The organism is Armatimonadota bacterium, assembly GCA_031459765.1.
GTDB lineage: Bacteria > Sysuimicrobiota > Sysuimicrobiia > Sysuimicrobiales > Kaftiobacteriaceae > Kaftiobacterium > Kaftiobacterium secundum.
Map to the genome: position 1 here is coordinate 164,312 of JAVKHY010000001.1, position 20,163 is coordinate 184,474.

Here is a 20,163-nt window from a genome sequence, read left to right on the forward strand (position 1 = left end):
CGGGGGGCGCATCCTCATCGTTCAGATCGTCCACTTGGCACCACACAGAGACGATAGGTTTCATCGAGAGAATGGTCACATCGATTTTGCCGGCAATCTTTCGAAGCGATCACCAAGGCATAAGGAGAAATCCCTTGCTGGACCCGCGCAAGGGCGTCACGGAAGAGCGAATCACGGATCCCGCCATCACCGATCCGACTCTCGATCAGGATACTCTCAGGGACAGATAGCAGGCCGTGCTGCGAAAGCAGGTCGGCGAGAACGGCGTTGAGGACCTCCTCCCGAACCTCGAACGGCGACACAAATCACCTCGGCCGACGGCTACTGGCTCTCGGCTCCGCGAACAACAAATGCCAAGCATCGCGGTAGCGCAAGTCTTTGACTCGCTTGTAGTTCACGCACGTCACGCTAGGCAACCCCGACCATCGCTCTAGAATCTCGTCGATTTCGCTCGAAGGAACTACGAAGACCTCTGGCGATGCATGGGGCTCTTTGAATCGATGCTTGTAGCAAACGAGAACGTAAAAGTGAGCAGGGTCCCTCCGCTTGGGAGAGAGTGGCCAGTTGGTCGTATTCTTGAGGGCCTTTACGTCAATCGTCACGGTTCGGCCGTCCGCATGATGGGCGCTCAGGTCTATCTCCTTCGTATGACCGAGGGTCAGCGAGACTCGGTGCCCCAGGCGGAGCAGGGAGGCGGCAACGTAGAACTCCGCCGCCAGGGCGGCAATCTGTGTTTCGCCCCTCGGGGTTCGAAGCTGCTTTGCCATGCCTGCCTCACCCCGTCCTTCGCGGTCAAAGCAGAAGCCCCGCCCACCCGGGGGTGAGGCGGGGCTTCCTTGTCGATCCGGCGCTCATGCTCCGACGCATGTTGCTTGGCGGCGCGAGCCAATATTCCTCCTCGTCCCCGCAGACGGCACACAGATATGGCGGCAATCGCTTGCGCTCGTAAGGGTTCGTTGCAGCCTCCTCAGAGGTCCGTCAGAGCTTCAAATGTCCTCGCGGAGGACCCTTTGAAACGTTGCCAACCGCTGCTTCTCGTTCGACACCCCGGGGCAATCGGAGGCTCGGCCTCACCTTCCCCAAAGGCCGCGCCTCTTCTCGCGGGCCTCCCGCTGACAGGCGAGGAAGAGTTCAGCGTACTTCACATTGGGCGGGATGGTCAGCACCTGAGCGTAGCCCGCCCGCAATATCAGCATGTTGAACAGCCTACCATCGAGGAGCCAGACGTAAGCGAGGACGCGACCGTAGCGGTCGCGGACTTGCACGTCCAATTCCAACCCTACCTCTTTGCCCTGGAGATGCTTCTTCGTGAACTGTGAGGCAAGCCAGCCAAATTCTTGGATGACTTCCTTCGGTACCCCCGACTCGTAAGCATCGCGGTTCAGTTTGGCGCTCTCGTGGACCTCCGGTGTATCGATCCCGATCAACCGAACGCGCTCCCGGCGGCCGTCCAGCCTCACCTGCACGGTATCGCCGTCCACAACCCACCCAATCGTGGCCGCGAAGAGTTCTTCGGGCACCGGTGGGTTTTGGCAGGCAACCCGTGCTGCCCCCAAGCGTGAACCCGATAGCGCGAAGACCAAAGTCAGCGCGACTAGGAGGATTGTTTTCTCGGGTCTCATCCTCCGCGGTTTGTCCGTGCAGCAGTCATATTGGGGCGCTCAGGATCGTAGCTGCACGACCTTTTCGGCTCCTACATCGCGGACAGGGCGCTCGATTATCGCGCGGATCGATGCGTCGATTGCGCCGCTCTTCTTCAGCAGAGCCTTGTAGGCGGCCTCTCGGCGCGCCCAAGTCTGCTCATGCCCTCGACGCTCTTTCTGAAGCTCCGTCTGCAGTTTCGAGCTGATCCCGATGAGGTCTGCAAGTGTATCCCGGAACTCCACGCCGGAGAGGTACTGGTATAGCTCCGCCGTCTTCTGGCTGCGGTCCACTACCGACAGTCCCGCCCTGTGCACCTCGATGACCATCCGCCGCACCACTTCGGCAAGGTGCAATACTCCGTCGGGATGGATCACCGGGATGCCGTCCTGCAGGCAGAAGTGCCTGTGTTTGCGAGGAAAGACTCTGGTAACGAGGATGACGTGAGGCGTCCTGTGCGTCTCTTGGGCTTGCCTGGCCTGCGCAACGAACTCGTTCTTCCAATCCTGAGCATCTTTGCACTCGTACACGATCTGTCCAGCAGCTACCAGCTGTTCCCCGGTCCGGTATCGCACCGTTTGAATGAGATCTGCGCCAGCGCGGCCCCGTCCGACGCGCTTGACCTCGTCGTCCCGAAACGCCGCTTCCAACTGGCGCTTCAAGTCTTCCTCGTTGAACTCACCACGGTCGCCGGGCTGAAGGCCATCGAGTTGGCGGCGAAGTCGCTCCGCCTCGGCGCGTTGCCGGTCCGCTTCTGCTCGTTGCCGTTCAGCCTGCTCCCGGTAGCGCCTGGCGATCACCTCCAGTTGCTTTACACGTCTGTCATCTTTCCTAGCTGCCTTGAGCTGCGCTTCATACTCCCTGCGCATCTCCACACGCATCTTCTTCCGCTCAGCAGCAAGCTGCGCGCGCATCTCCCGCTTGACCTCTCGCGCAGCCTGAGCCTTCACGGCAGCGATCTTCGCGTCATACTCCGCCCGGATCAGCGACCGGGCCTCCTTCTCAGCCTCTGCCCTCAGGCGTCGCTCAAAGCTTGCCTGCGCACGGTACAGGTGCGCAATCGCCTGTTCGTTGACCAAGGGCTGACCACAGAAAGGACACCTCCTAGGTGCGGTGGGCTTGCTCATCGAGATCCTCCCCTTGCTACGGATTCCTCCGGTCGTCCGCGCTGCGCGTCGATTCTGGTTTCGCGCTGGCCTGATGCTGCACAATTTAAGCACATCTAACACTAGCTCACTTCCTGCATCAGTCAACTTGTTTACTACCCAATTGGCGCCGATTGGAGACAGCGTGCAGCTACCTAATGCGGGAGAACCCGCACGAGAGGTGCTCGCGCAGATGCCGGGGTGCTGGCCCCTGTTGAGCCGAATCGCTTACGATGACATAGGGCTTCACTCAGGAACTACGCTCTCAACTCCGAGACAAGCAGTCCATGGGTCCAAGCAGGGACCCCGCAAAGGGGAATGCGCGAAAAGCCTTGATAGACGCGGGGGTTCGTGGTGGGCGGTGCAGGACTTGAACCTGCGACCTCATGCGTGTGAAGCATGCGCTCTAACCACTGAGCTAACCGCCCCGGGCAGAGTCATTATAGGCCCGCGTCCCGAGGAGCGTCAATCAACCTCCCAGAATACCCGATCGGCATGGATCAGGAGTTCGCAGCCCTGGCCGAGACGATCAGCGCCTGCCGGCTGTGTCCCCGTCTGGTGCGCTACCGCGAGGCGGTGGCCCGCAGGAAGAAGCGGGAGTTCGCGCACTGGACGTACTGGGGCCGGCCCGTGCCGGGCTTCGGGGATCCCCGGGCCGAGGTCCTCGTCGTGGGGCTGGCTCCGGCGGCGCACGGGGCCAACCGGACCGGCCGGATGTTCACGGGAGACGGCTCGGGGCACTGGCTGATCCGGGCCCTCCACCGCGCCGGGTTCGCCTCCCAGCCCACCTCGACCCACCGGGAGGACGGATTGCGCCTGCGCAACGCCTACCTCACGGCCGCCGTGCGCTGCGCGCCGCCGGACAACAAACCGCTGCCCTCGGAGTTCGCCCGCTGCGCGCGCTACCTGCGGCAGGAACTCGACCTGCTGACACGGGTGCGGGTCGTCGTCACCCTCGGCCAGATCGCGTACACGCGCTTCCTGGCCCACGCCGCCGAGCGCGGTTACGCCGTCCCCCGTCCGCGCCCGCGCTTCGCCCACGGGCTGTCCATCGTCCTGCGCCATCCCGCGGGGCAGACGCTGCGCGTCATCGCCTCCTACCACCCGAGCCGGCAGAACACGCAGACCGGAAAGCTCACCGCCCGGATGCTGAACGCGATCTTCGCCCGCGCCCGATCCGCCCTGCAGGACGACTGGCGTGGATAGGAGGGCCTGGATCACCCTCCTCGTCGTGGTGGCGGGGACTACGGCAGGTCGTCTGTGGTTGGCCTCCGCCCTGCCGCTGGTGGACGACGAAGCCTACTACTGGGCGTGGGCGCAGCGCCCGGCCTGGGGCTATCCCGACCATCCTCCGGCCGTAGCCGGGATGATCGGCGTGACGACCGCGCTGTTGGGCGACACCCCGCTCGGGGTCCGGTTCGGGGCGGTGCTCCTCGCCGCGGGCACGACGGCGCTGGTGTTCGCTCTCGGGCGGATGATGTTCGGCGCCTCCGCCGGCCTGGTCGCCGCGATCGGCTTTCAGCTCATCCCCTCGTTTACTCTGGGCAGCCTCTTCGCCTTCCCCGACGCGCCGTTCATCTTCTTCTGGATCCTCACCTTGTGGGCGTTGTGGCGGGCCCGATCTGCGGGCCGCCCCCTGGACTGGGTCCTGACCGGCCTGGGCGCGGGGTTGGCGATGCTCAGCAAGATGACGGCGGTCTTCCTGCTGATCTCCGTCGCCGGCTTCCTGCTGGGTGCGCCTTCGGAGCGGCGGTGGTTCCGGCGTCCAGAGCCCTACCTGGCCGCCGCAATCGCGCTGCTGGTGCTCCTGCCGTTCCTCTCGTGGAATGCGACCCACCACTGGGCCACCTTCCAGCGGGCCCGGGCTCCGCTGGCCTGGATCCGCACCGACCTGCCGGCGCTCAGCGCCGCCGCCTTCCTGGCCGCGCAGCTCGCCTACTACGGCCCCGTCACCGCGCCCCTGCTGGTGGCAGCCCTGGCCGCCTCGGCCGTCCCACGGCGGCGGGATCCGCGCCACCTTTTCCTCCTCTGGAGCGCCCTGCCCCTCATGGGCGTGACGTGGGCGGCCAGTTTCGACGGCATCCCCAAACCGCACTGGCACGCGCCGGGCTTCCTGGTCGCCCTGATCGCCGCCGGGGCGCTGTGGGCGGAGGTCCGGACGCGCCGCCCGTGGCGGATCACGGCGGGCGCGGCCGCCGCCGTGAATCTGGCCGCCGTCGCCGCACTCGCGGCGCTCCCCTTCCGGCCGGACTACGCCGGCGCCGGCCAGCTGTGGGGATGGGACCAGCTCGCCGCCCGTCTGCAGCCGCTGATGGAGGCCACGCCGGAGCGGCCGGGGCGCTTCGTCATGACGGCCGCCTATCAGACGGCGGGGCAGATCGAGTACCACCTGCGGCGGCGCTACACCGTGGCCACCCCCAACGAAGGAGGCGACGCCTACGACCTCTGGGTGCCGGCCCAACACCTGATCGACCGGAACGCCGTCTACCTCAACGACCTCCGTGCCCCGCCCGGCGTGCCGTTGGCGCGCATGTTCCGCACGGTGGAGCGGCTCCCGGACATCGAGGTCGTGCTCCACGGGCGGGTGGTGCGCCGTTTCGCCGTCTACCGCGGCCTGGGGTTCCGCGGCGTGCCCCGGCCGGCCGCAGTGCCCAGGTGACGGTCGTAGATCACCCGGGTGCCCTCCAGACGGGCGAAGGAGGTGAGGGCGTGCCGCCGGACTTGATCCGGACCGAGGAGGTGCATGACCTCGACCCCGCGGGCGACCAGGGCGTCCGCGATGAGCTGGCGGTGACACCGCCACGGCGCCGCTTCGGCGCACATCAACGCCACCGTCTCCGAGGCGGCCAGGGCGATGACCTCGTCCAGGGCTCTGCCGAAGGCCGGCGTCTCCATGTGGTCCGCGTAGCCGCGGAACCCTTCGCTTCGCCACCCGATGTGCGGCGAGTCGGGCCGGGGCCGGCGCCAGCCCCCCAGATCCTTGATGTGGAGGTAGCGGATGCCCGACGCTTCCAGCGCGCGGGCCAGCGCCTCCCGGGCGAAGTGGGGATGGCGGCGAGAGCCGGGGGCAACCCGCACGTCCACCAGACAGGTCACGCCCTGGGCGCGCAGGAGCTCGAGGAACGCATCCAGCGTCCGCGTGGAATGTCCGACGGTGGCTACGCGGAGGGGGGCCTCCATCCCGCCCACAGACCCAACATGCCGAGCAGCAGGTGCAGCACGTTGTCGAAGGGGTTCACGCCGTAATCCAACAGTCCGTAGAAGTCCCGGGTGAAGAGTCCGGTCAGCCCGGTCGCGGCAAAGATGACTCCGGCGACCGCCGCCCACCCCCGGGCCTGGCCGCGGCCAGCCCGGCCCGCCCACACCAGCGTACCTCCGACCAGCAGGCGGAGGGCGTCGATCGGAAACTCCGCGTTCAGCACGAGCAACATCCGCCCGGCGAACAGGCCGCCGATCCCGAGGGCGACGAGGGCGGCGCCGCCCCACTGCGCATACGTCCGCGCCGGCATCGGGAGGCTGGCACTCAGGCGGGCCGCGGCGCGAGGGCCTGGAGGAGGTTCTCCTTGCGCAGCGTGACGTCCGCCACCTCCCGGGCCAGGGCGTCGCCACGCTCGGCCACCCACGTGCACTGGGCGCCGGGATGGACGCGCTTCGGCGCCCCCGTTCCGTACGGCGCATCGAGCGGCGCCACCTCCGGGTGGAGCACCGCCTGGTCGAAGACCTCCAGCGTCGCCTTCAGCAGCCGCGCCGCCTCCCACCCGGCGGCGTGTCCCTGCTGGATCTCGTCCACGGTCCGGGCTGGATCCAGGGACCGGATCCAGGTCACCTCTTCGTGCCAGCGCGCCATGGCCGCGGAGACGGCGGCCAGGGTCTCCCGCATCGCCTGCGCGGCCTGGATCAGGTCCGCCGGAAGCGGCGTGGATAGTCCGGTCTGGGGATGGTAGCGGAGTTCACCGGCGCACCGGCGGAAGATCGCCGCCGTCCTCTCCAGCGCGCGGGCCAAGCGCAGCGTCTCGGCGTGCGCGGCCCGCCAGCGGGCAATGTCGTCAGCGTTGGATGCGGTCATCGTTCGTTGACCGTGCCAAGGACCGGATGCTACAGTGTTGGCGTCTGCGGCCCCCATCGTCTAGCCAGGCCCAGGACACCGGTCTTTCAAGCCGGTAACGCGGGTTCGAATCCCGCTGGGGGCACCAGCCGGCCGGCTCACTCCTCCAGATGCCAGGCCTCGCCGCGGCGCACCGCGACCGCGGGCCGCAGCCCCCTCGGTTCGGGCGCCACACCCTCCTCCAGGTGCATCACCTCGACCCGCTCACAGGTGAACTTCAGGAGCACGTAGTCGCTGCCCAGAGGCCCCGCCGGCCAGAAGGCCGCCCAGTCGTCGCGCCAGTAACGGCGCCTGAGCTCGGCGTCCTCGACGACCTCGATCACTCCGGTCAGGGCCGCATACCCGGACCGGCCGGGATCGTGGCACGCCACCACGACACGGGGCGCAAACATTACCTCCCGCACCTTGCGCGACCCGCGGCTGGCTCCGAACCAGAGGGTGAGGTCATCTTCGGGCTTGAAGTGCTGCATCAACCGGGCGTGGATCTCGCGCGTCGCCCCCAGCGTGACGAGGAACGCGTACTCCGCCGCACGGAGGATGCCGGCCGCCGTCCGGAGGACCTGCTCAACGGTGAGCGTGTTCATGCTCTTCGCGTCTTCATGCTCTTCGGTGAGAAGACCGGCCCCTTACTTCTGGAGGCCTGGGGTCACACCTCCTGCAGGCCCACGTAGTTTTCGGCCAGGCTGGTGGCGGCGGCCCGCGAACTCGTCACGTAGCGCAACTGAGAGAGCTGCAGACGGTGCTGGTAGGCGTCGTCGCCGGGGAACCGGTGCAGCATGGAGGTCATCCACCAGGAGAAGTGCTGGGCGCGCCAGACGCGGCGCAGGCAGGTGGCGGAGTAGCCCTCCAGGAGGTCGGTCCGCCCCGTTTGATACCAGGCGGTCAGCGCCTCGGCCAGGACGCGCGCGTCGTTGACCGCCAGGTTCATCCCCTTGGCACCGGTGGGGGGAACGATGTGGGCGGCGTCGCCAGCCAGGTAGAGACGCCCGTACTGCATGGGCTCGACGACGAAACTGCGCATCTCGGCGATCCCCTTTTCCAGGACGGGCCCCTCGTTCAGCGTGAACCCCGGCGCCGCCAGGCGGGCCCGCAGTTCCTCCCAGACGCGCTCGTCCGGCCACTGCTCCAGCGTGTCCTCGGGGTCGCACTGGACATAGAGCCGGGTGAGCTGGGGCGACCGCATGCTATGCAGGGCGAAGCCCCGCTCGTGGTAGGCGTAGATCAGCTCCTCGTTGGAGGGCGGGCAGGCGGCCAGGATGCCCAGCCAGGCAAAGGGATAGTGCCGCTCGTACACGGTGAGGACACCGGGAGGAATCGCGCCCCGGGAGACGCCGTGGAACCCGTCGCAGCCGGCGATGAAGTCGGCCCGCAGCTCACGGACCGCCCCCCGGTACCGGTAGCGCACGACCGGCGTGGTCGTCTGCAGGTCGTCCAGGCCCACGGCTTCGGCTTCGAAGAGGATCTGCCCGCCCGCATCCAGCCTGGCCCGGATGAGGTCCTTCACCACTTCCTGCTGGCCGTAGACGGTGATGGTGCGCCCGCCGGTGAGTTCGCTGAAGGGGATACGGTGGCTCTCGCCTTCGAACCGCAGCCAGATGCCGTGGTGGGTCAACCCTTCGCGATCGAGACGCTCTCCGACCCCCGAAGCGCGGAGGAGGTCGACGGTGCCCTGCTCGAGCACCCCGGCGCGGATCCGCCGCTCCACGTACTCGCGCGTGCGGTTTTCCAGCACGAGGGAATCGATACCGGAGCGGGCCAACAGGTGCGAAAGGACGAGCCCGGCCGGACCGGCGCCCGCGATGGCGACCTGGGTCCGCGCCGGCGTCAGACGGGTCATGCCCGGATCTGATCTGCGCCGTTCCCGCCGTTCTGGCCCCCGGCGACGGCGGCGGGAGCGGAGACTGGTGCCGTCTCGGTTTGCGGCGCCTTCCGCCTTGCCCGATATCCTTCGACGCTGACGTACAGCGTTGGGATGAAAACCAGGGTGACCATCGTCCCGATAAGCAGTCCTCCGATGACCGCGCGGGCGAGGGGAACCTGGAGTTCGGCCCCTTCGCCGATCCCGATCGCCGTCGGCAGCAGTCCCATCACAGTCGTCACCGTCGTCATCAGCACCGGGCGGAGGCGGGCCACAGAGCCGTCCACGGTGGCCGCCTCCAGGGGCATCCCGTCACGGCGCCGCCGGACCATGATGAAGTCGATCAGCAGGATGGCGTTGTTCACGATGACGCCGGCCAGCACGATCAGGCCGATCAGGGACTGGATGTTGAGCGTCGTCCCCGTCAGAAACAGCATCAGCAGCCCGCCGCTCAGGGCAAAGGGCACCGACCCCATGATCAACAGCGGTGCCAGCAACGCCTCGAACTGCACGGCCATGACGGCGAAGACCAGGAGGACGGCCACGAGGAAGCCCATGGAGAGCTGGCGGTAGGACCGCTGCTGCTCTTCGTAGGTCTGCCCGAGGGCCAGGGAAAACCCCTCCGGCAGAGGCAGCCCCGCCAGGGCCGACCGGACGTCGGCCATGACGCTGCCGAAGTCGCGCCCGCTGATCCCCGCGGTCACCGTGATCACGCGCTGGCGGCTGCGGCGGAAGATCTGGGTGGGCGACTCCCCGCGGACCAGCTCCGCCACCTGGCCGAGCAGCACCCGCCGCCCCGAGGGCGAGATGATCGGGATGGAGAGGACCTGGGTCGGCGTCAGGGCCCGGCCCGCCTCCTGGCTGACCACGATGTCCGTTTCCCGCCCGGCCGCGCGCAGCGTCGTCGCCACCTCGCCCTCCACCGCGGTGCGCAGGGCGCTGGCCACCTGGGATGGGCTGACGCCGAAGGCGGCGGCCCGTTCCACGTCGATCCGCACCACGACCTCGGGCAGCGCCTCTTCCCGCGCCACCGTCGCGTCGATCACGCCGGGGATGCGCTCCAGCAGGTCCCGGACCTGCTGCGCCAGACTCAGCCCCTGGCGGAGGTCGAAGCCGCGGATCTCCACCTCGATGGGGTCGGCGTCACCGCCCCCGAAGCGGAGGATGCCCAGCGCCCCGGCGCTGCCCCGGACGAAGACCCGGGCTCCCGGCTCCTGCAGGCGGGGTCTCAGGGCGGCGACGATCTGCTCCGTGGAGCGGGACCGGCTGCCGCGGTCGACGAGGCGCACGCGGATGAAGCCCCGGTGCGACCCGCCGCCGAAGGTGGTCGTCCCCGCCGTCACCGACACGTACTCCGCCTCGGGCACGGCCGAGCGGATCACCTCCTCGAACCGCGCCAGGACCCGGTCGGTGACCTCCAGCCGCGTCCCGATGGGCATGGTCACCGACACGAAGAACTCACCTTCATCGGCCGCAGGCAGCGTCTCCCGGCCGATCAGGGAGAAGGTGGCCAGCCCGAGGAGAAAGACGACCGCGCTGGCCATGAACACCGGGCGGCGGTGCCGGAGGCTCCAGGTCAGGATCTGCCGGTAGGTGGCCAGCAAACCGCCGGGTCGCATCCGGGCCGCATCTTCCCGCCGGACCAGCCGGGGCAGGTGGGCGGCCAGCGACGGGATGAGCGTGACGGCGACCACCAGCGAGCACAGCAGCGCGAAGACCACGACCACCGAGAACTGGAAGAACAGCTGGGTGGTGATCACGCTGCCCCGCAGAAAGATGACGGGGAGGAAGACGACGACCGTGGTCAGCGTGGAGGCCAGGATCGCCGCGGCCACCTCCTGCGCTCCGACCGTCGCCGCCTCGGGCCCGCTCTTGCCCATCTCGCGATGCCGGAAGATGTTCTCCAGCACGACGATAGAGGCGTCCACGAGCATGCCGATGCCCATGGCCAGAGCCCCCAGCGTCATCAGGTTCAGGGAGTACCCGGCGAAGAACATCAGGACGAAGGTGGCCACCACCGAGGTCGGCAGCGCGGCGGCGATGACCAGCACGCTGCGCACGTCGCGCAGGAACAGCAACAGCACGGCCACGGCCAGTCCGCCGCCGATGAGAATGGCCTGCTGGACGGAGCGCAGGGTGGAGCGGATGAAGCGGGCCGAGTCGTTCAGGACGAGCAGCTCCGCCCCGCGCAGCGTCGGGGCGGTCTCGCGCACGGCGCGCAGGATGCCGTCGCTGACGGCGACGGTGTTGGCGCCGGACTGGCGTTGCACCTGGATCATGACTCCGGGCTGTCCGTTCACCCGCACCAGGCTGGTGGGCTCCTCCTGGCCCACCGAGACCCGGGCGACATCGGCCACGTAGATGGGCACGCCGTCGCGCACCGTGACGATGGTGCGGGCGATCTCTCCCACGTCCCGGTACTGGCTGAGCACCCGCAGGCCCAGATGACGGGTCCCCTCGACGACCTGGCCGCCGGCTTCCACCAGGTTGGCGCCGGCCAGCGCCGAGCGGATGTCCCGTTCGGATACGGCGAGCGCCTGCGCCCGCACGGGGTCCATCTCCACCAGGATCTGACGGCGCAGCCCCCCGGAGATCGTCACCGCAGCCACGTCCGGCACCCGCTCCAGGCGGAACTGCACCTGGTCCTCGGCGATCTGCCGCAGCTGGAGGGGACCGATCTCAGGCGACCGGCTCACCAGGCCGAGCCACACGATTGGGGACTGGGAGGGATCGAACTTGAAGACGACCGGGGTCGAGGCGGCCGGGGGCAGGCGACGCCGCGCGCGTTCGATGGCCACCCGCACATCGGCGGCGGCCAGGTCCAGATTCGTCCCGAAGGGGAAGGTCACGGTGACGCGCGAACTCCCCTCCGACGAAGTGGAGATGACGTCCTCCGCGCCCACCGCGGTGCCCACCGTTTCCTCGATCACGCGGGTGACCAGGTTCTCGACCTCCTCCGGGCCGGCACCGGGATAGTCGGTGACGATGGTCAGACGCGGGAACTGTAGTTCGGGCAGCAGGTCGAGGGGCAGACCCATCAGGCTGGTAATCCCCAGCAGGACGACGATCATGAACGCCATCAACGTCCCGATCGGCCGAAAGACCGCGGTCCGGATCAGGTTCATGGCTGACGCCTCCGCCCTCTGTCATTGGACGGGCCGGGCCGGCCGCCCGCGCCCGGCACGGCGGGGCCCACGCCGTTTCGGCCGGACCCCTGAACGGTGACGGGGGCGCCGTCGCGAAGCGTGCGGTGTCCGGCAACGGCGACGGTCTCGCCGGCGCTCAGTCCGCTGATAATCTCCACCCGGGCGCCGTCCGAGATTCCCGGCCGGACGACCCGCTCCCGGGCCGTCCCGTCCTGGACGACGAAGACCACCGATCCGGCCGGCCGCTCCAGCAGCGCGTCGAGCGGCACGGCGACCACGTTCTCGCGGCGGGCCAGCTGGATCTCGACGTTGACGAACATCCCCGGCCGCAGGCGGCCGTCGGCGTTGGGCACCTCCACGCGGACCTCCGCGGTCCGCGTGGTCGGCGAAAGGATCGGGCTGATGCTGGCGACGCGGCCCGAGAAGACGGCGCCGGGCAGCGCCTCGGTGCGCACCGTCACGGGTATGCCGACGGCAACCCGGGTGAGGTCCCGCTCGATGACGGGCATGGTGATCACCGCGGGGTCGACGTCGATCAGCCGGAACAACGGGGTGGCGGGCGTAACGGCCTGACCGCGTTCCACCATCCGTCGGCCGATCACACCGTCCACCGGAGCGGTGATCCTGCTGTCGGCGAGCAGGCTCTCCGCACGCTGCAGGGCGACCCGCGCCTCCTCCAGGCGCGCGCGGGCCTGCCGGTAGGCGACGTCCGCCTCGGCCACCTGGGCACGGGCGATCCGAACCGACTCGGGCCGGGGCTCGCGCCGCAGCAGCGCCAGCTGCTCCTCCGCCCCGCGCAGCCGCGCCTCCTGGACCGTGAGATCCAGCCGCGCCGAGTCCAGCTGGACGCGCGAAACATAGCCCTGGGCGAACAGCTCCTCCGTGCGGCGCAGCTGCTCGCGGCTGAACTCCAACGCGGCGCGCGCCTGGCGCACCTGTTCTTCGGCCTGTCGCAGTTGCTCCGCCGGCGGGCCGGCCAGGACCTGCGCCAGCCGGGCCTGTTGCGTGCGCAAGGCGGCACGCGCCGCCTCCACCTGCACGCGCTGCGTCTCGTAGGCCGCCCGGGCGTCGGCGGCCTGGAAGCGCAGATCCTTGGGATCGAGCCGGGCCAGAAGCTCTCCCCGCCGGACGGTCTGCCCTTCTTCCACCACAACCTCCGCCACCACCCCCGCGACGCGCGCCGTCACGTCCACGCTGCTCGTGGCGGTGACTTCGCCGATGTGGATGGCGCGCTGGACGAGTGTGGCCCGCTCTGCGCGGGCCGTCTGCACCAGCGCGGCCACCGCGTTCCGCCCCGCCGGGCCCGACGCCGCCTGCCGGCTACGCAGTGCGGCGCTCGTCCGCCAGGCCAGCAGCGCCACAAGCGCCAGGGCGCCTGCCAGGAACAGGATCCTGGAAGCCGACCTCATCCGCTACACCGTCCTCTGTCGGGCCACCGGGAGAATCTCCTTCCCACGCCGGGCGGGAGGATCCCTCCCGCGGGGGAGACGCGTTCACAGCATACCATCGGCACGCCGCTACCGGACGGCCGCGCGCAGGAAGGTGGAGATCGTTCGGTAGATCTGCTCCCGGTGGCGCGCGGAGCGGAGCATATAGGTCCCGTGCAACGCGGTGGGGACCAGCATGAGCTGTTTGGGAGGCGGCGTGCGCTCGAACATCACCCGGGCGCTGGTGTTGAAGGGCAGGTCCCGGCTCCCGGCGATGAAGAGCTTCGGCATCCGGAGCTGCCCGAGATGCGGCCGGGCGTCCAGGCCCTGGAACCTCGTTCCGCTCGCGATGACCACCAGTCCGTCCACCGGTTCGTGCGCGGCGGCCACGATCGAGGCGGTGCCGCCCATGCTGGCGCCGATCAGGACCACCCGTCGCGGCCGGTCCGAGCGGACGAAGGCGGCTGCGGCCATCGTGTCCCGGTAGACGTTACGAATCACCAGGCGACCGGACGAACTCCCGACGCCGCGGAAGTCGAAGGTGAGCACGGTGTACCCTTGCCCGGCGAGGTAGTCGGCCAGATCGAACCAGATCGACTGCGTGGTTCCGAACATATGGGAGAAGACCACCGCGGTGGACCCGCCGGACCACAGTCGGCCCCGCAGCGTGATCCCGTCCCTGCTGCGGAAGGTGACGGCCTGCGGTGCAGGAGCAGCCGGTGCGGTCGCCGCCCAGAGCAGGGGGGCCAGGACGGCCAGCAGCCCGAGGTTGCGGAGGCGCATCACATCACCGCTTTCACCAGGCCGCCGTCCACCTGGAGGGTGGTGCCGGTGACAAAGCTGGCCCGAGGCGAGGCGAGGAAGACCACCACGTTGGCGAACTCCTCCGGGGTCCCCAGGCGACCCAGCGGGATCTGCCCGGTCCACAACCGCCGCTCCGCCTCCTCGTAGGTGGTCCCCTCCCGCTCCGCGTAGGTCCTGGTCAGCGACTGCAGCCGCTCCGTGGCGATGGGCCCGGGGCAGACGGTGTTCACCAGGATGCGGTCGGGCGCCAGCTCCGCGGCCAGCGTCTTGGCCAGCCCGACCACGGCCAGGCGCACCGCGTTGCTCAGCACCAGATTCGGCAGGGGCTGCTTCACCGTGAAGGATGTCACATTGATGATCCGGCCTCCGCCCTGAGCCCGCATGTAGGGGACCACCTGCCGGCACAGCCGCACCGCGCTCATCAGGTTGAGCCCCACACCCGCCCACCACTCCTCGTCGCTGATCTCGATGAAGGGCTTCGAGGGCGGGCCGCCGGCGTTGTTCACCAGGATGTCGATGCGCCCGAAACGGTCGGCGACGGCGCGGACGAACCGCTCCACATCGTCCGCCCGGCTCACATCCGCGGGCACGGCCAGCACATCCCGGCCGATCTCCTCCGCCGCGGCGCGCAGCGCCGATTCGGTGCGCCCGCAGATGGCCACCCGCGCCCCTTCCCGGGCGAACCCCCGGGCGATCGCCTTGCCCAGCCCGCGGCTTGCCGCGGCGACCACGGCCACCTGTCCCTCCAGCCCCAGGTCCATACTCCCCTCCGTCCGTCAGCGACGTTGTTCCAGCCTGGCGATGACACGGTCGAGCACACGGCGTCGGATCTCGGCCCGGGAGAGACCGCCGGCGGGACCGCCCGGGGCGACACTCCCCACGGGGCCCGATTCCCGGCGCCCGCGCAACACTCCCGGATCCTGGCCCGCCCCGCCTTCCTGCCGACGACGCCGTTGCTGCTGCAGGCGCCGGATCTCCCGGCGTTGCTCGGGGGTGAGCGCATCGAGGATCTGCCGGACCAGGGCCCGCGACGCCTCCACATCCTCGGGATCGGTGTCGCGCAGCACGCGCAGCAGCGGAAGGACGACGGCCACCTGCGCGCTGCTTAAGGCCCGATCACCGCTGCGCTCGAGGGCCATGATCGCCAGGGCGGCCAGGACGGCCGGATCGCCGCGGGCCGCGGCGGGGCGCGACCGGAGCCGTCCGTAGACGACTCCCCCGACGACCAGCACGGCGACGACCGCGCCGGCCAGCAGGACCTGCAGGGTACGGCGTCTCATCGGAGGCCCTATTCGTACCGCAGGGCGACGATGGGATCCAGCGCCGCCGCCCGCCGGGCCGGATAGATGCCGAAGAAGATCCCCACGGCGGCGGCGAAGGTCACCGCCATGACGAGCGAGCCCGGCGAGACCAGGGTCGCCCATCCGGCCAGCCGGGAAACCGCCCTGCTGCCGCCGATCCCCAGGAGCAGTCCCACCGCGCCGCCGGTCAGGCTCAGGACCAACGACTCCACCACGAACTGGATCATGATGTCGCCCGGGGTGGCGCCGACCGCCTTGCGGATCCCGATCTCGCGCGTCCGCTCCGTCACCGAAACGAGCATGATGTTCATGATCCCGATCCCGCCCACCAGCAGACTGACCGCGGCGATGCTCCCCAGCAGCAGCGTCATGGTCTGCGTCACCCCCTGGAAGGTCTGGATGATGTCGGCCTGGTTCCGAATGGTGAAGTCGCTGTCCGCGCCCGCAGCGATGCGGTGCCGCCGGCGCAGCAGCGTTTCCACCTGCTCCTGGGCCAGGGACATCTCCTCGGCGGTGCGCACCTTGACGTAGATGCTGCGGACGAAGTCCACGCCGAAGAGACGGCGCTGCGCCGTGCTCAGGGGGACGAAGATGACATCGTCGCGGTCGATGAACCCCGTCGCGCCTTTCTCCTCCATCACCCCGATCACCGTAAAGGTGACGCGGTTGATCTTGATCCTGGCCCCCAGCGGCGAGGCGGAGCGGTCGCCGAAGAGGTTCTCCACCACCGTGCGCCCCAGGACCGCCACGCGGGCGCGCGAAGCCATATCGACGTCGGTGAAGAACGACCCTTCCGCCACGAAGAAGTTGCGCACTTCCTGAAACGCCGGGGTCACGCCGGCCACGCTGGTGACGGTGTTGGCATTGCCGCGCACGGCCTGGGCGGTGCGGGAAAACTCCGCGGCCACCGCCTCCACGGTGGGAACCTCGGCCGCGATGGCCTGGGCATCCTCCCAGGTCAACGTCTGGCTCGAGCCCAGGCCCTGTCGCACGCCGAACTGCCCGACCGAGCCGGGGAAGACCGTAAGCAGATTGCTCCCCAGGGCCTGGACCTGCTGGGCGACCGACTGCCGGGCACCCTGGCCGATACTCACCATCGTGACGACTGCGGCCACGCCGATGATCACGCCGAGCATGGTCAGGAGGGACCGCAGGGGGTTCGCCCCCAGCGCGCGCAGGGCGATCTGGACGCTGCTGCGGAGACTCACCGGGTGGGCGCCTCCTCCGGCCGGAGGAGGCGGCGGCGCTCCACCGGCTCCTGACCCTCGATGCGGCCGTCGCGAAAATGGATGATGCGGCGGGCGCAGGCCGCCACCTGGGCTTCGTGGGTGACCACGACGATCGTGATGCCGGTCTCGTTCAGCCGCTGCAGCAGGCCCAGGATCTCGTCGCTGGTCGCCGTATCCAGATTTCCCGTGGGCTCGTCGGCCAGCACCAGCGCCGGCGCCGTGACCAGCGCCCGGGCGATGGCCACGCGCTGCTGCTCCCCTCCGGAGAGCTGGGTCGGAAGATGATGGGCGCGGTGCTCCATCCCGACGCTGGCCAGGGCGGCCAGCGCACGCCGACGGCGGTCGGGGACGCCGGCGTAGATCAGCGGAAGCTCGACGTTCTCCACGGCGGAGGCGCGGGGGAGCAGGTTGAAACTCTGGAAGACGAAGCCCACCCGCCGGTTGCGGATCCTGGCCAGGGCCACCTCGTCGAGCTCGCTCACGTCGGTCCCGTCCAGGATGTACGTCCCCGCCGTGGGACGGTCCAGGCAGCCCAGGATGTTCATGCAGGTGGACTTGCCGGACCCGGACGGCCCCATGATGGCCACGAACTCTCCGGCGTCGACCCGCAGATCGACGCCGCGCAGGGCGTGGACCTCGACGCCGTCCATGCGGTACACCTTGGTCACGTTGCGCAGTTCCAGCAGCGCCATCGCGCCTACCGTCGCGGGACGAAGCGGGGCTGGAAGGGACTGCCCCCGGGCGCAGACGGAGTCGTCGGCTGAGCTCGTGCCGTTCCCAGGTAGACCAGCTCGCCCTCCCGCAGGCCGCTGGTGATCTCAACGAACCGGCCGTCGCTCAACCCGGTTCCCACCACCCTGGGGACCAGCTTCGTTCCCTCCACGACGAACACCGCCTTGCTCTCCTTTCCGCGTACGGCCTCCTGCGGGACAAGGAGCACGCCGGCGCGGCGGGCCAGGATAAACTCGGCGTCCACCGTCATGCCCAGGCCCAGCTGCCGTCGGGGGTCGGTCACCTCGACGATGACGGCATACTGCGTGACGTTCTGATTCACCACAGGCTGGGGGGTGATGCGGTCGATCTTTCCCCGGAACGTGACGTCAGGGAGGGCGTCGGCGGTGAGTTCCACCGCCGCGGCGGGGGTGAGCCGGGCGATATCCGACTCGTCCACCATCACCTGGGCCAGCACCGGCGACAGCTGCGCCAGCGTGAGCACCGGCGTGCCTCCCGTGGCCGTGCCGATGACCGACTGCCCGACCTGGACCGAGAGTTTAACCACGACCCCATCGATGGGCGCCGTGATCCGCCCTTCCGCCAGGCGCTCCTGCGCCTGCACCAGATCGGCCGCCGCCTGCCGCAGCTGCGCCCGGGCCGCCACCGCATCCGCCTCGCGCTGGCGGACGACCAGCTCGCCGTTGCGGGCCTCGGCCAGCTGTGCCTCGGCCTGGCGGAGCTGGGCGCGCGCCACCGCGATGTCCTCGGCGGAGCCGCCGGCGCGTACCTGCGCCGCCCGGGCCTCCGCCGCCCGGCGCTGGGAGACGGCGACGTCGTACTGGTTCTGCGCCTGATCCAGGGCGGACCGGGGGAGGTAGCCCTCAGCGAAGAGCTGCTGCTGCCGCGCCAGGTTCTGCCGGGCCAGCGACTCCGCCGCCCGGGCCTGGGCCAGGGCCTCCTCCGCCTGCCGGATCTCCTCCGGGCGTCCGCGCATCTGCTGTTGCAGGCGCGCCCGCGCCGCCTCGACCCCGGCCTGGGCCTGACGGATCGCCGCCGCCGTGTTGGCCCGCTGCGAGGCCACCGCGGCCTCCGTCTGCTCCACCCTGGCCTGGGCCGCCGCCAGCGCCGCCCGGGCGGTGGCCACCGCGGCGCGGGCATCGGGATCGTCGATCTCGACCAGGACCTGACCGCGCCGCACCTGATCGCCCTCGCGGACGAAGACCGATCGCACCTCGCCCGTGGCGCGGGATTTCACCTCCACGAGCGAGGCGGCCAGCACCGAGCCGGAGGCCGAGACGCTCACGACGAGATCGCCCCGCGTGACCTCTGCGGTCCGGTAGCGCGGAGTCTCTGCGCGCTCCCGGTCCCGCACCGCCGCAAAGACCGCCCCGGCCACGGCCAGGACCACAACGACGGCCACGACCGACCGTTGCTTCATCATCCCCTCCGGCCGCATCAGCGGCCCGCCACCAGCGCACGTCCGAGGGCGTACTGCAGAGTGACCACGGCCTGCTGCAGGTCGTAGACGGCCTGCACCGCAGCCACGCGCGCCTCTGCGGCATCGCTCTGAGCGGTCAACACGTCCACCAGCGTACCTACGCCCGCCCGGTATCTCCCCTCGGTCACCCGCAGGGCTTCCTGCGCCGCCTCGGCGCTGACCCGCGTCGCCTCGGCGCGGGCCGAGGCGGCGGCGAGCCCGACCACGGCCTGGTAGGCCTGCGTCTGCACCTGAAGGACCGTGGCGTCGCGGCGCGCGGTGGCCGCCTGGAGATTTGCCGCGGCCTCCCGCACCGCCGCCGCGGTCCGTCCGGCATCAAAGAGGGGGTAGGAGACGGTGGCGGAAATTCCCCACCCCGCCTGCCCGGGATCCGGCGAGACCTGTACCGTGGTGGTTGCCCCGAGGCTCACCTGCAGCCCCGCGGCCAGCCGCGCCAGACGCAGGGCCGCCTCCGCACCGCGCACTTCCGCCTCGGCGCGGCGCACCTCCGGCCTCTGGCGTACCGCTTCGGCGGCGGCATCGGCTGCGGCGACCGTGGGAACGGCCGGCATCGCCGGGTCACTGACGGACACCGCCTGGTGCAACGGGACGGCCATCGCCGAGCGGAGGGCCGCCAGGGCCGTCTCCACCTGTCCGCGGGCGGCGACAACTTCGGCAAAGGCGGTGGCCGCGGCGGCACGGGCGCGGACCACATCGGCCTGGGCGGCGGTGCCCGCCCGGAAGAACGCCTCGGCCTGCTCCACCTGTGCCTGGGCCGTGCGCAGCACCGCCTCGCGGACCTCCACGGTCCGCCGGGCGCGGAGCACCTGGAAGTAGGCCTGGGCCGCGGCCAGCACCACATCCTGCCGCGCGGCGGCGAGCTGGGCCCGGGCGGCGTCCAGGAGGGCCTGCGCCTGCAGGATCTGCAGCGCCCGCAGGCCGCCGTCGTACAGGGGCAGCGAAGCGCCCACGGAGATGTTGTGCGAGGGGGAGGGTTCGCCTCCGGTCGGCGCCCCGGTGGTACTGCTGATCGTCCCATAGGAGGCGCGGCCGCTCAGGCCGACCTGCAGCGCCGTTCCGGCGCGCGCCTGGACCAGTCGGGCTTCGGCGGCCTCCACCGCGCGCTCCGCCGCGATGACCGTCGGATGGCGGGTCAGCGCCGAAACCAGCGCCGCCTCGAAGGTCACGGCCTCCGGGACCGGCTGGGATTGCGCCTCCGCCGCGGGCGGGACGACGAGTGCAGAAGACAGACAGACGATAGCGACGGCAGCAACAGTGCGCATCGGTCCTCCAGGAAGAAAGGGCGGGAGACAGGG

General features: G+C 69.9%; 18 protein-coding genes and 2 tRNA genes. 3 read left to right on the forward strand and 17 right to left on the reverse strand.

Annotation, left to right across the window (positions count from 1 at the left end; translation table 11 throughout):
• Nucleotides 1-1,070: 1,070 nt before the first annotated feature.
• The 3 genes from QN141_00740 to QN141_00750 all read right to left on the reverse strand — a co-directional run bounded on the left by QN141_00740 (nucleotide 1,071) and on the right by QN141_00750 (nucleotide 3,214).
• Complete coding sequence (locus QN141_00740) at nucleotides 1,071-1,520, reverse strand: thermonuclease family protein (GenBank protein MDR7556998.1); 450 nt, start codon at nucleotides 1,518-1,520, stop codon at nucleotides 1,071-1,073.
• A 141-nt stretch (nucleotides 1,521-1,661) separates the two neighbouring features.
• Nucleotides 1,662-2,768 carry a DUF2130 domain-containing protein gene (locus tag QN141_00745; GenBank protein ID MDR7556999.1) on the reverse strand — a complete coding sequence of 369 codons (1,107 nt, stop codon included), beginning with the start codon at nucleotides 2,766-2,768 and terminating at the stop codon, nucleotides 1,662-1,664.
• A gap of 370 nt (nucleotides 2,769-3,138) precedes the next feature.
• Nucleotides 3,139-3,214: transfer RNA gene (locus QN141_00750), tRNA-Val, on the reverse strand.
• Nucleotides 3,215-3,281: 67 nt separating this feature from the next.
• Between QN141_00750 and QN141_00755 the strand changes: the two genes are divergently transcribed.
• Nucleotides 3,282-3,992 carry a uracil-DNA glycosylase gene (locus QN141_00755; protein ID MDR7557000.1) on the forward strand — a complete coding sequence of 237 codons (711 nt, stop codon included), beginning with the start codon at nucleotides 3,282-3,284 and terminating at the stop codon, nucleotides 3,990-3,992.
• Nucleotides 3,985-5,445 (forward strand): glycosyltransferase family 39 protein, encoded by a 1,461-nt coding sequence (locus QN141_00760; protein MDR7557001.1) that lies wholly within the window; start codon nucleotides 3,985-3,987, stop codon nucleotides 5,443-5,445. The genes QN141_00755 and QN141_00760 overlap by 8 nt, the downstream gene beginning before the upstream one ends.
• On the opposite strand, the gene QN141_00765 is transcribed toward QN141_00760, so the two are convergent.
• Genes QN141_00765 through QN141_00775 form a run of 3 tightly spaced genes read right to left on the reverse strand, consistent with a single transcriptional unit; the run spans nucleotide 5,391 to nucleotide 6,852 of the window.
• Nucleotides 5,391-5,966, reverse strand: a complete 576-nt coding sequence (locus QN141_00765) for a DUF488 domain-containing protein (GenBank protein MDR7557002.1) — start codon at nucleotides 5,964-5,966, stop codon at nucleotides 5,391-5,393. The genes QN141_00760 and QN141_00765 overlap by 55 nt on opposite strands.
• Entirely contained in the window at nucleotides 5,945-6,295 is a 351-nt protein-coding gene (locus QN141_00770; protein ID MDR7557003.1) for a hypothetical protein, read from the reverse strand. The genes QN141_00765 and QN141_00770 overlap by 22 nt, the downstream gene beginning before the upstream one ends.
• Before the next feature lie 14 nt (nucleotides 6,296-6,309).
• Complete coding sequence (locus QN141_00775; protein ID MDR7557004.1) at nucleotides 6,310-6,852, reverse strand: hypothetical protein; 543 nt, start codon at nucleotides 6,850-6,852, stop codon at nucleotides 6,310-6,312.
• A gap of 49 nt (nucleotides 6,853-6,901) precedes the next feature.
• Between QN141_00775 and QN141_00780 the strand changes: the two genes are divergently transcribed.
• Nucleotides 6,902-6,979, forward strand: a tRNA-Glu gene (locus QN141_00780).
• A gap of 10 nt (nucleotides 6,980-6,989) precedes the next feature.
• Here the strand turns inward: QN141_00780 and QN141_00785 are convergent.
• The 11 genes from QN141_00785 to QN141_00835 all read right to left on the reverse strand — a co-directional run bounded on the left by QN141_00785 (nucleotide 6,990) and on the right by QN141_00835 (nucleotide 20,130).
• On the reverse strand, nucleotides 6,990-7,475 hold the full coding sequence (locus tag QN141_00785; GenBank protein ID MDR7557005.1) for a pyridoxamine 5'-phosphate oxidase family protein: 486 nt from the start codon (nucleotides 7,473-7,475) through the stop codon (nucleotides 6,990-6,992).
• 62 nt (nucleotides 7,476-7,537) lie between these two features.
• On the reverse strand, nucleotides 7,538-8,728 hold the full coding sequence (gene pobA, locus QN141_00790; GenBank protein MDR7557006.1) for a 4-hydroxybenzoate 3-monooxygenase: 1,191 nt from the start codon (nucleotides 8,726-8,728) through the stop codon (nucleotides 7,538-7,540).
• Nucleotides 8,725-11,874, reverse strand: a complete 3,150-nt coding sequence (locus QN141_00795) for an efflux RND transporter permease subunit (protein ID MDR7557007.1) — start codon at nucleotides 11,872-11,874, stop codon at nucleotides 8,725-8,727. The genes pobA and QN141_00795 overlap by 4 nt, the downstream gene beginning before the upstream one ends.
• The gene (locus QN141_00800; GenBank protein ID MDR7557008.1) at nucleotides 11,871-13,304 is read right to left on the reverse strand and encodes an efflux RND transporter periplasmic adaptor subunit; all 1,434 of its coding nucleotides are present in this window, start codon (nucleotides 13,302-13,304) and stop codon (nucleotides 11,871-11,873) included. The genes QN141_00795 and QN141_00800 overlap by 4 nt, the downstream gene beginning before the upstream one ends.
• 108 nt (nucleotides 13,305-13,412) lie before the next feature.
• The gene (locus QN141_00805; protein ID MDR7557009.1) at nucleotides 13,413-14,105 is read right to left on the reverse strand and encodes an alpha/beta fold hydrolase; all 693 of its coding nucleotides are present in this window, start codon (nucleotides 14,103-14,105) and stop codon (nucleotides 13,413-13,415) included.
• Complete coding sequence (locus QN141_00810; GenBank protein ID MDR7557010.1) at nucleotides 14,105-14,887, reverse strand: SDR family oxidoreductase; 783 nt, start codon at nucleotides 14,885-14,887, stop codon at nucleotides 14,105-14,107. The genes QN141_00805 and QN141_00810 overlap by 1 nt, the downstream gene beginning before the upstream one ends.
• 15 nt (nucleotides 14,888-14,902) lie before the next feature.
• Nucleotides 14,903-15,406, reverse strand: a complete 504-nt coding sequence (locus QN141_00815; protein ID MDR7557011.1) for a hypothetical protein — start codon at nucleotides 15,404-15,406, stop codon at nucleotides 14,903-14,905.
• Between the two features lie 8 nt (nucleotides 15,407-15,414).
• A complete protein-coding gene (locus QN141_00820) occupies nucleotides 15,415-16,635 on the reverse strand; it encodes an ABC transporter permease (GenBank protein ID MDR7557012.1) in 1,221 nt (406 codons plus the stop codon).
• On the reverse strand, nucleotides 16,632-17,348 hold the full coding sequence (locus QN141_00825) for an ABC transporter ATP-binding protein (protein ID MDR7557013.1): 717 nt from the start codon (nucleotides 17,346-17,348) through the stop codon (nucleotides 16,632-16,634). The genes QN141_00820 and QN141_00825 overlap by 4 nt, the downstream gene beginning before the upstream one ends.
• Before the next feature lie 5 nt (nucleotides 17,349-17,353).
• On the reverse strand, nucleotides 17,354-18,808 hold the full coding sequence (locus tag QN141_00830; protein MDR7557014.1) for an efflux RND transporter periplasmic adaptor subunit: 1,455 nt from the start codon (nucleotides 18,806-18,808) through the stop codon (nucleotides 17,354-17,356).
• A 17-nt stretch (nucleotides 18,809-18,825) separates the two neighbouring features.
• On the reverse strand, nucleotides 18,826-20,130 hold the full coding sequence (locus tag QN141_00835) for a TolC family protein (protein ID MDR7557015.1): 1,305 nt from the start codon (nucleotides 20,128-20,130) through the stop codon (nucleotides 18,826-18,828).
• Between the last annotated feature and the right edge of the window lie 33 nt (nucleotides 20,131-20,163).

What these genes read in the sequence shown, in the direction of transcription:
- QN141_00745 (MDR7556999.1), bottom strand. Translation starts at nt 2,768, where the DNA reads ATGAGCAAGCCCACCGCACCTAGGAGGTGTCCTTTCTGTGGTCAGCCC.
- QN141_00755 (MDR7557000.1), top strand. Translation starts at nt 3,282, where the DNA reads ATGGATCAGGAGTTCGCAGCCCTGGCCGAGACGATCAGCGCCTGCCGG.
- QN141_00765 (MDR7557002.1), bottom strand. Translation starts at nt 5,966, where the DNA reads ATGGAGGCCCCCCTCCGCGTAGCCACCGTCGGACATTCCACGCGGACG.
- QN141_00770 (MDR7557003.1), bottom strand. Translation starts at nt 6,295, where the DNA reads ATGCCGGCGCGGACGTATGCGCAGTGGGGCGGCGCCGCCCTCGTCGCC.
- QN141_00775 (MDR7557004.1), bottom strand. Translation starts at nt 6,852, where the DNA reads ATGACCGCATCCAACGCTGACGACATTGCCCGCTGGCGGGCCGCGCAC.
- QN141_00785 (MDR7557005.1), bottom strand. Translation starts at nt 7,475, where the DNA reads ATGAACACGCTCACCGTTGAGCAGGTCCTCCGGACGGCGGCCGGCATC.
- pobA (MDR7557006.1), bottom strand. Translation starts at nt 8,728, where the DNA reads ATGACCCGTCTGACGCCGGCGCGGACCCAGGTCGCCATCGCGGGCGCC.
- QN141_00795 (MDR7557007.1), bottom strand. Translation starts at nt 11,874, where the DNA reads ATGAACCTGATCCGGACCGCGGTCTTTCGGCCGATCGGGACGTTGATG.
- QN141_00800 (MDR7557008.1), bottom strand. Translation starts at nt 13,304, where the DNA reads ATGAGGTCGGCTTCCAGGATCCTGTTCCTGGCAGGCGCCCTGGCGCTT.
- QN141_00805 (MDR7557009.1), bottom strand. Translation starts at nt 14,105, where the DNA reads ATGCGCCTCCGCAACCTCGGGCTGCTGGCCGTCCTGGCCCCCCTGCTC.
- QN141_00810 (MDR7557010.1), bottom strand. Translation starts at nt 14,887, where the DNA reads ATGGACCTGGGGCTGGAGGGACAGGTGGCCGTGGTCGCCGCGGCAAGC.
- QN141_00815 (MDR7557011.1), bottom strand. Translation starts at nt 15,406, where the DNA reads ATGAGACGCCGTACCCTGCAGGTCCTGCTGGCCGGCGCGGTCGTCGCC.
- QN141_00825 (MDR7557013.1), bottom strand. Translation starts at nt 17,348, where the DNA reads ATGGCGCTGCTGGAACTGCGCAACGTGACCAAGGTGTACCGCATGGAC.
- QN141_00830 (MDR7557014.1), bottom strand. Translation starts at nt 18,808, where the DNA reads ATGAAGCAACGGTCGGTCGTGGCCGTCGTTGTGGTCCTGGCCGTGGCC.
- QN141_00835 (MDR7557015.1), bottom strand. Translation starts at nt 20,130, where the DNA reads ATGCGCACTGTTGCTGCCGTCGCTATCGTCTGTCTGTCTTCTGCACTC.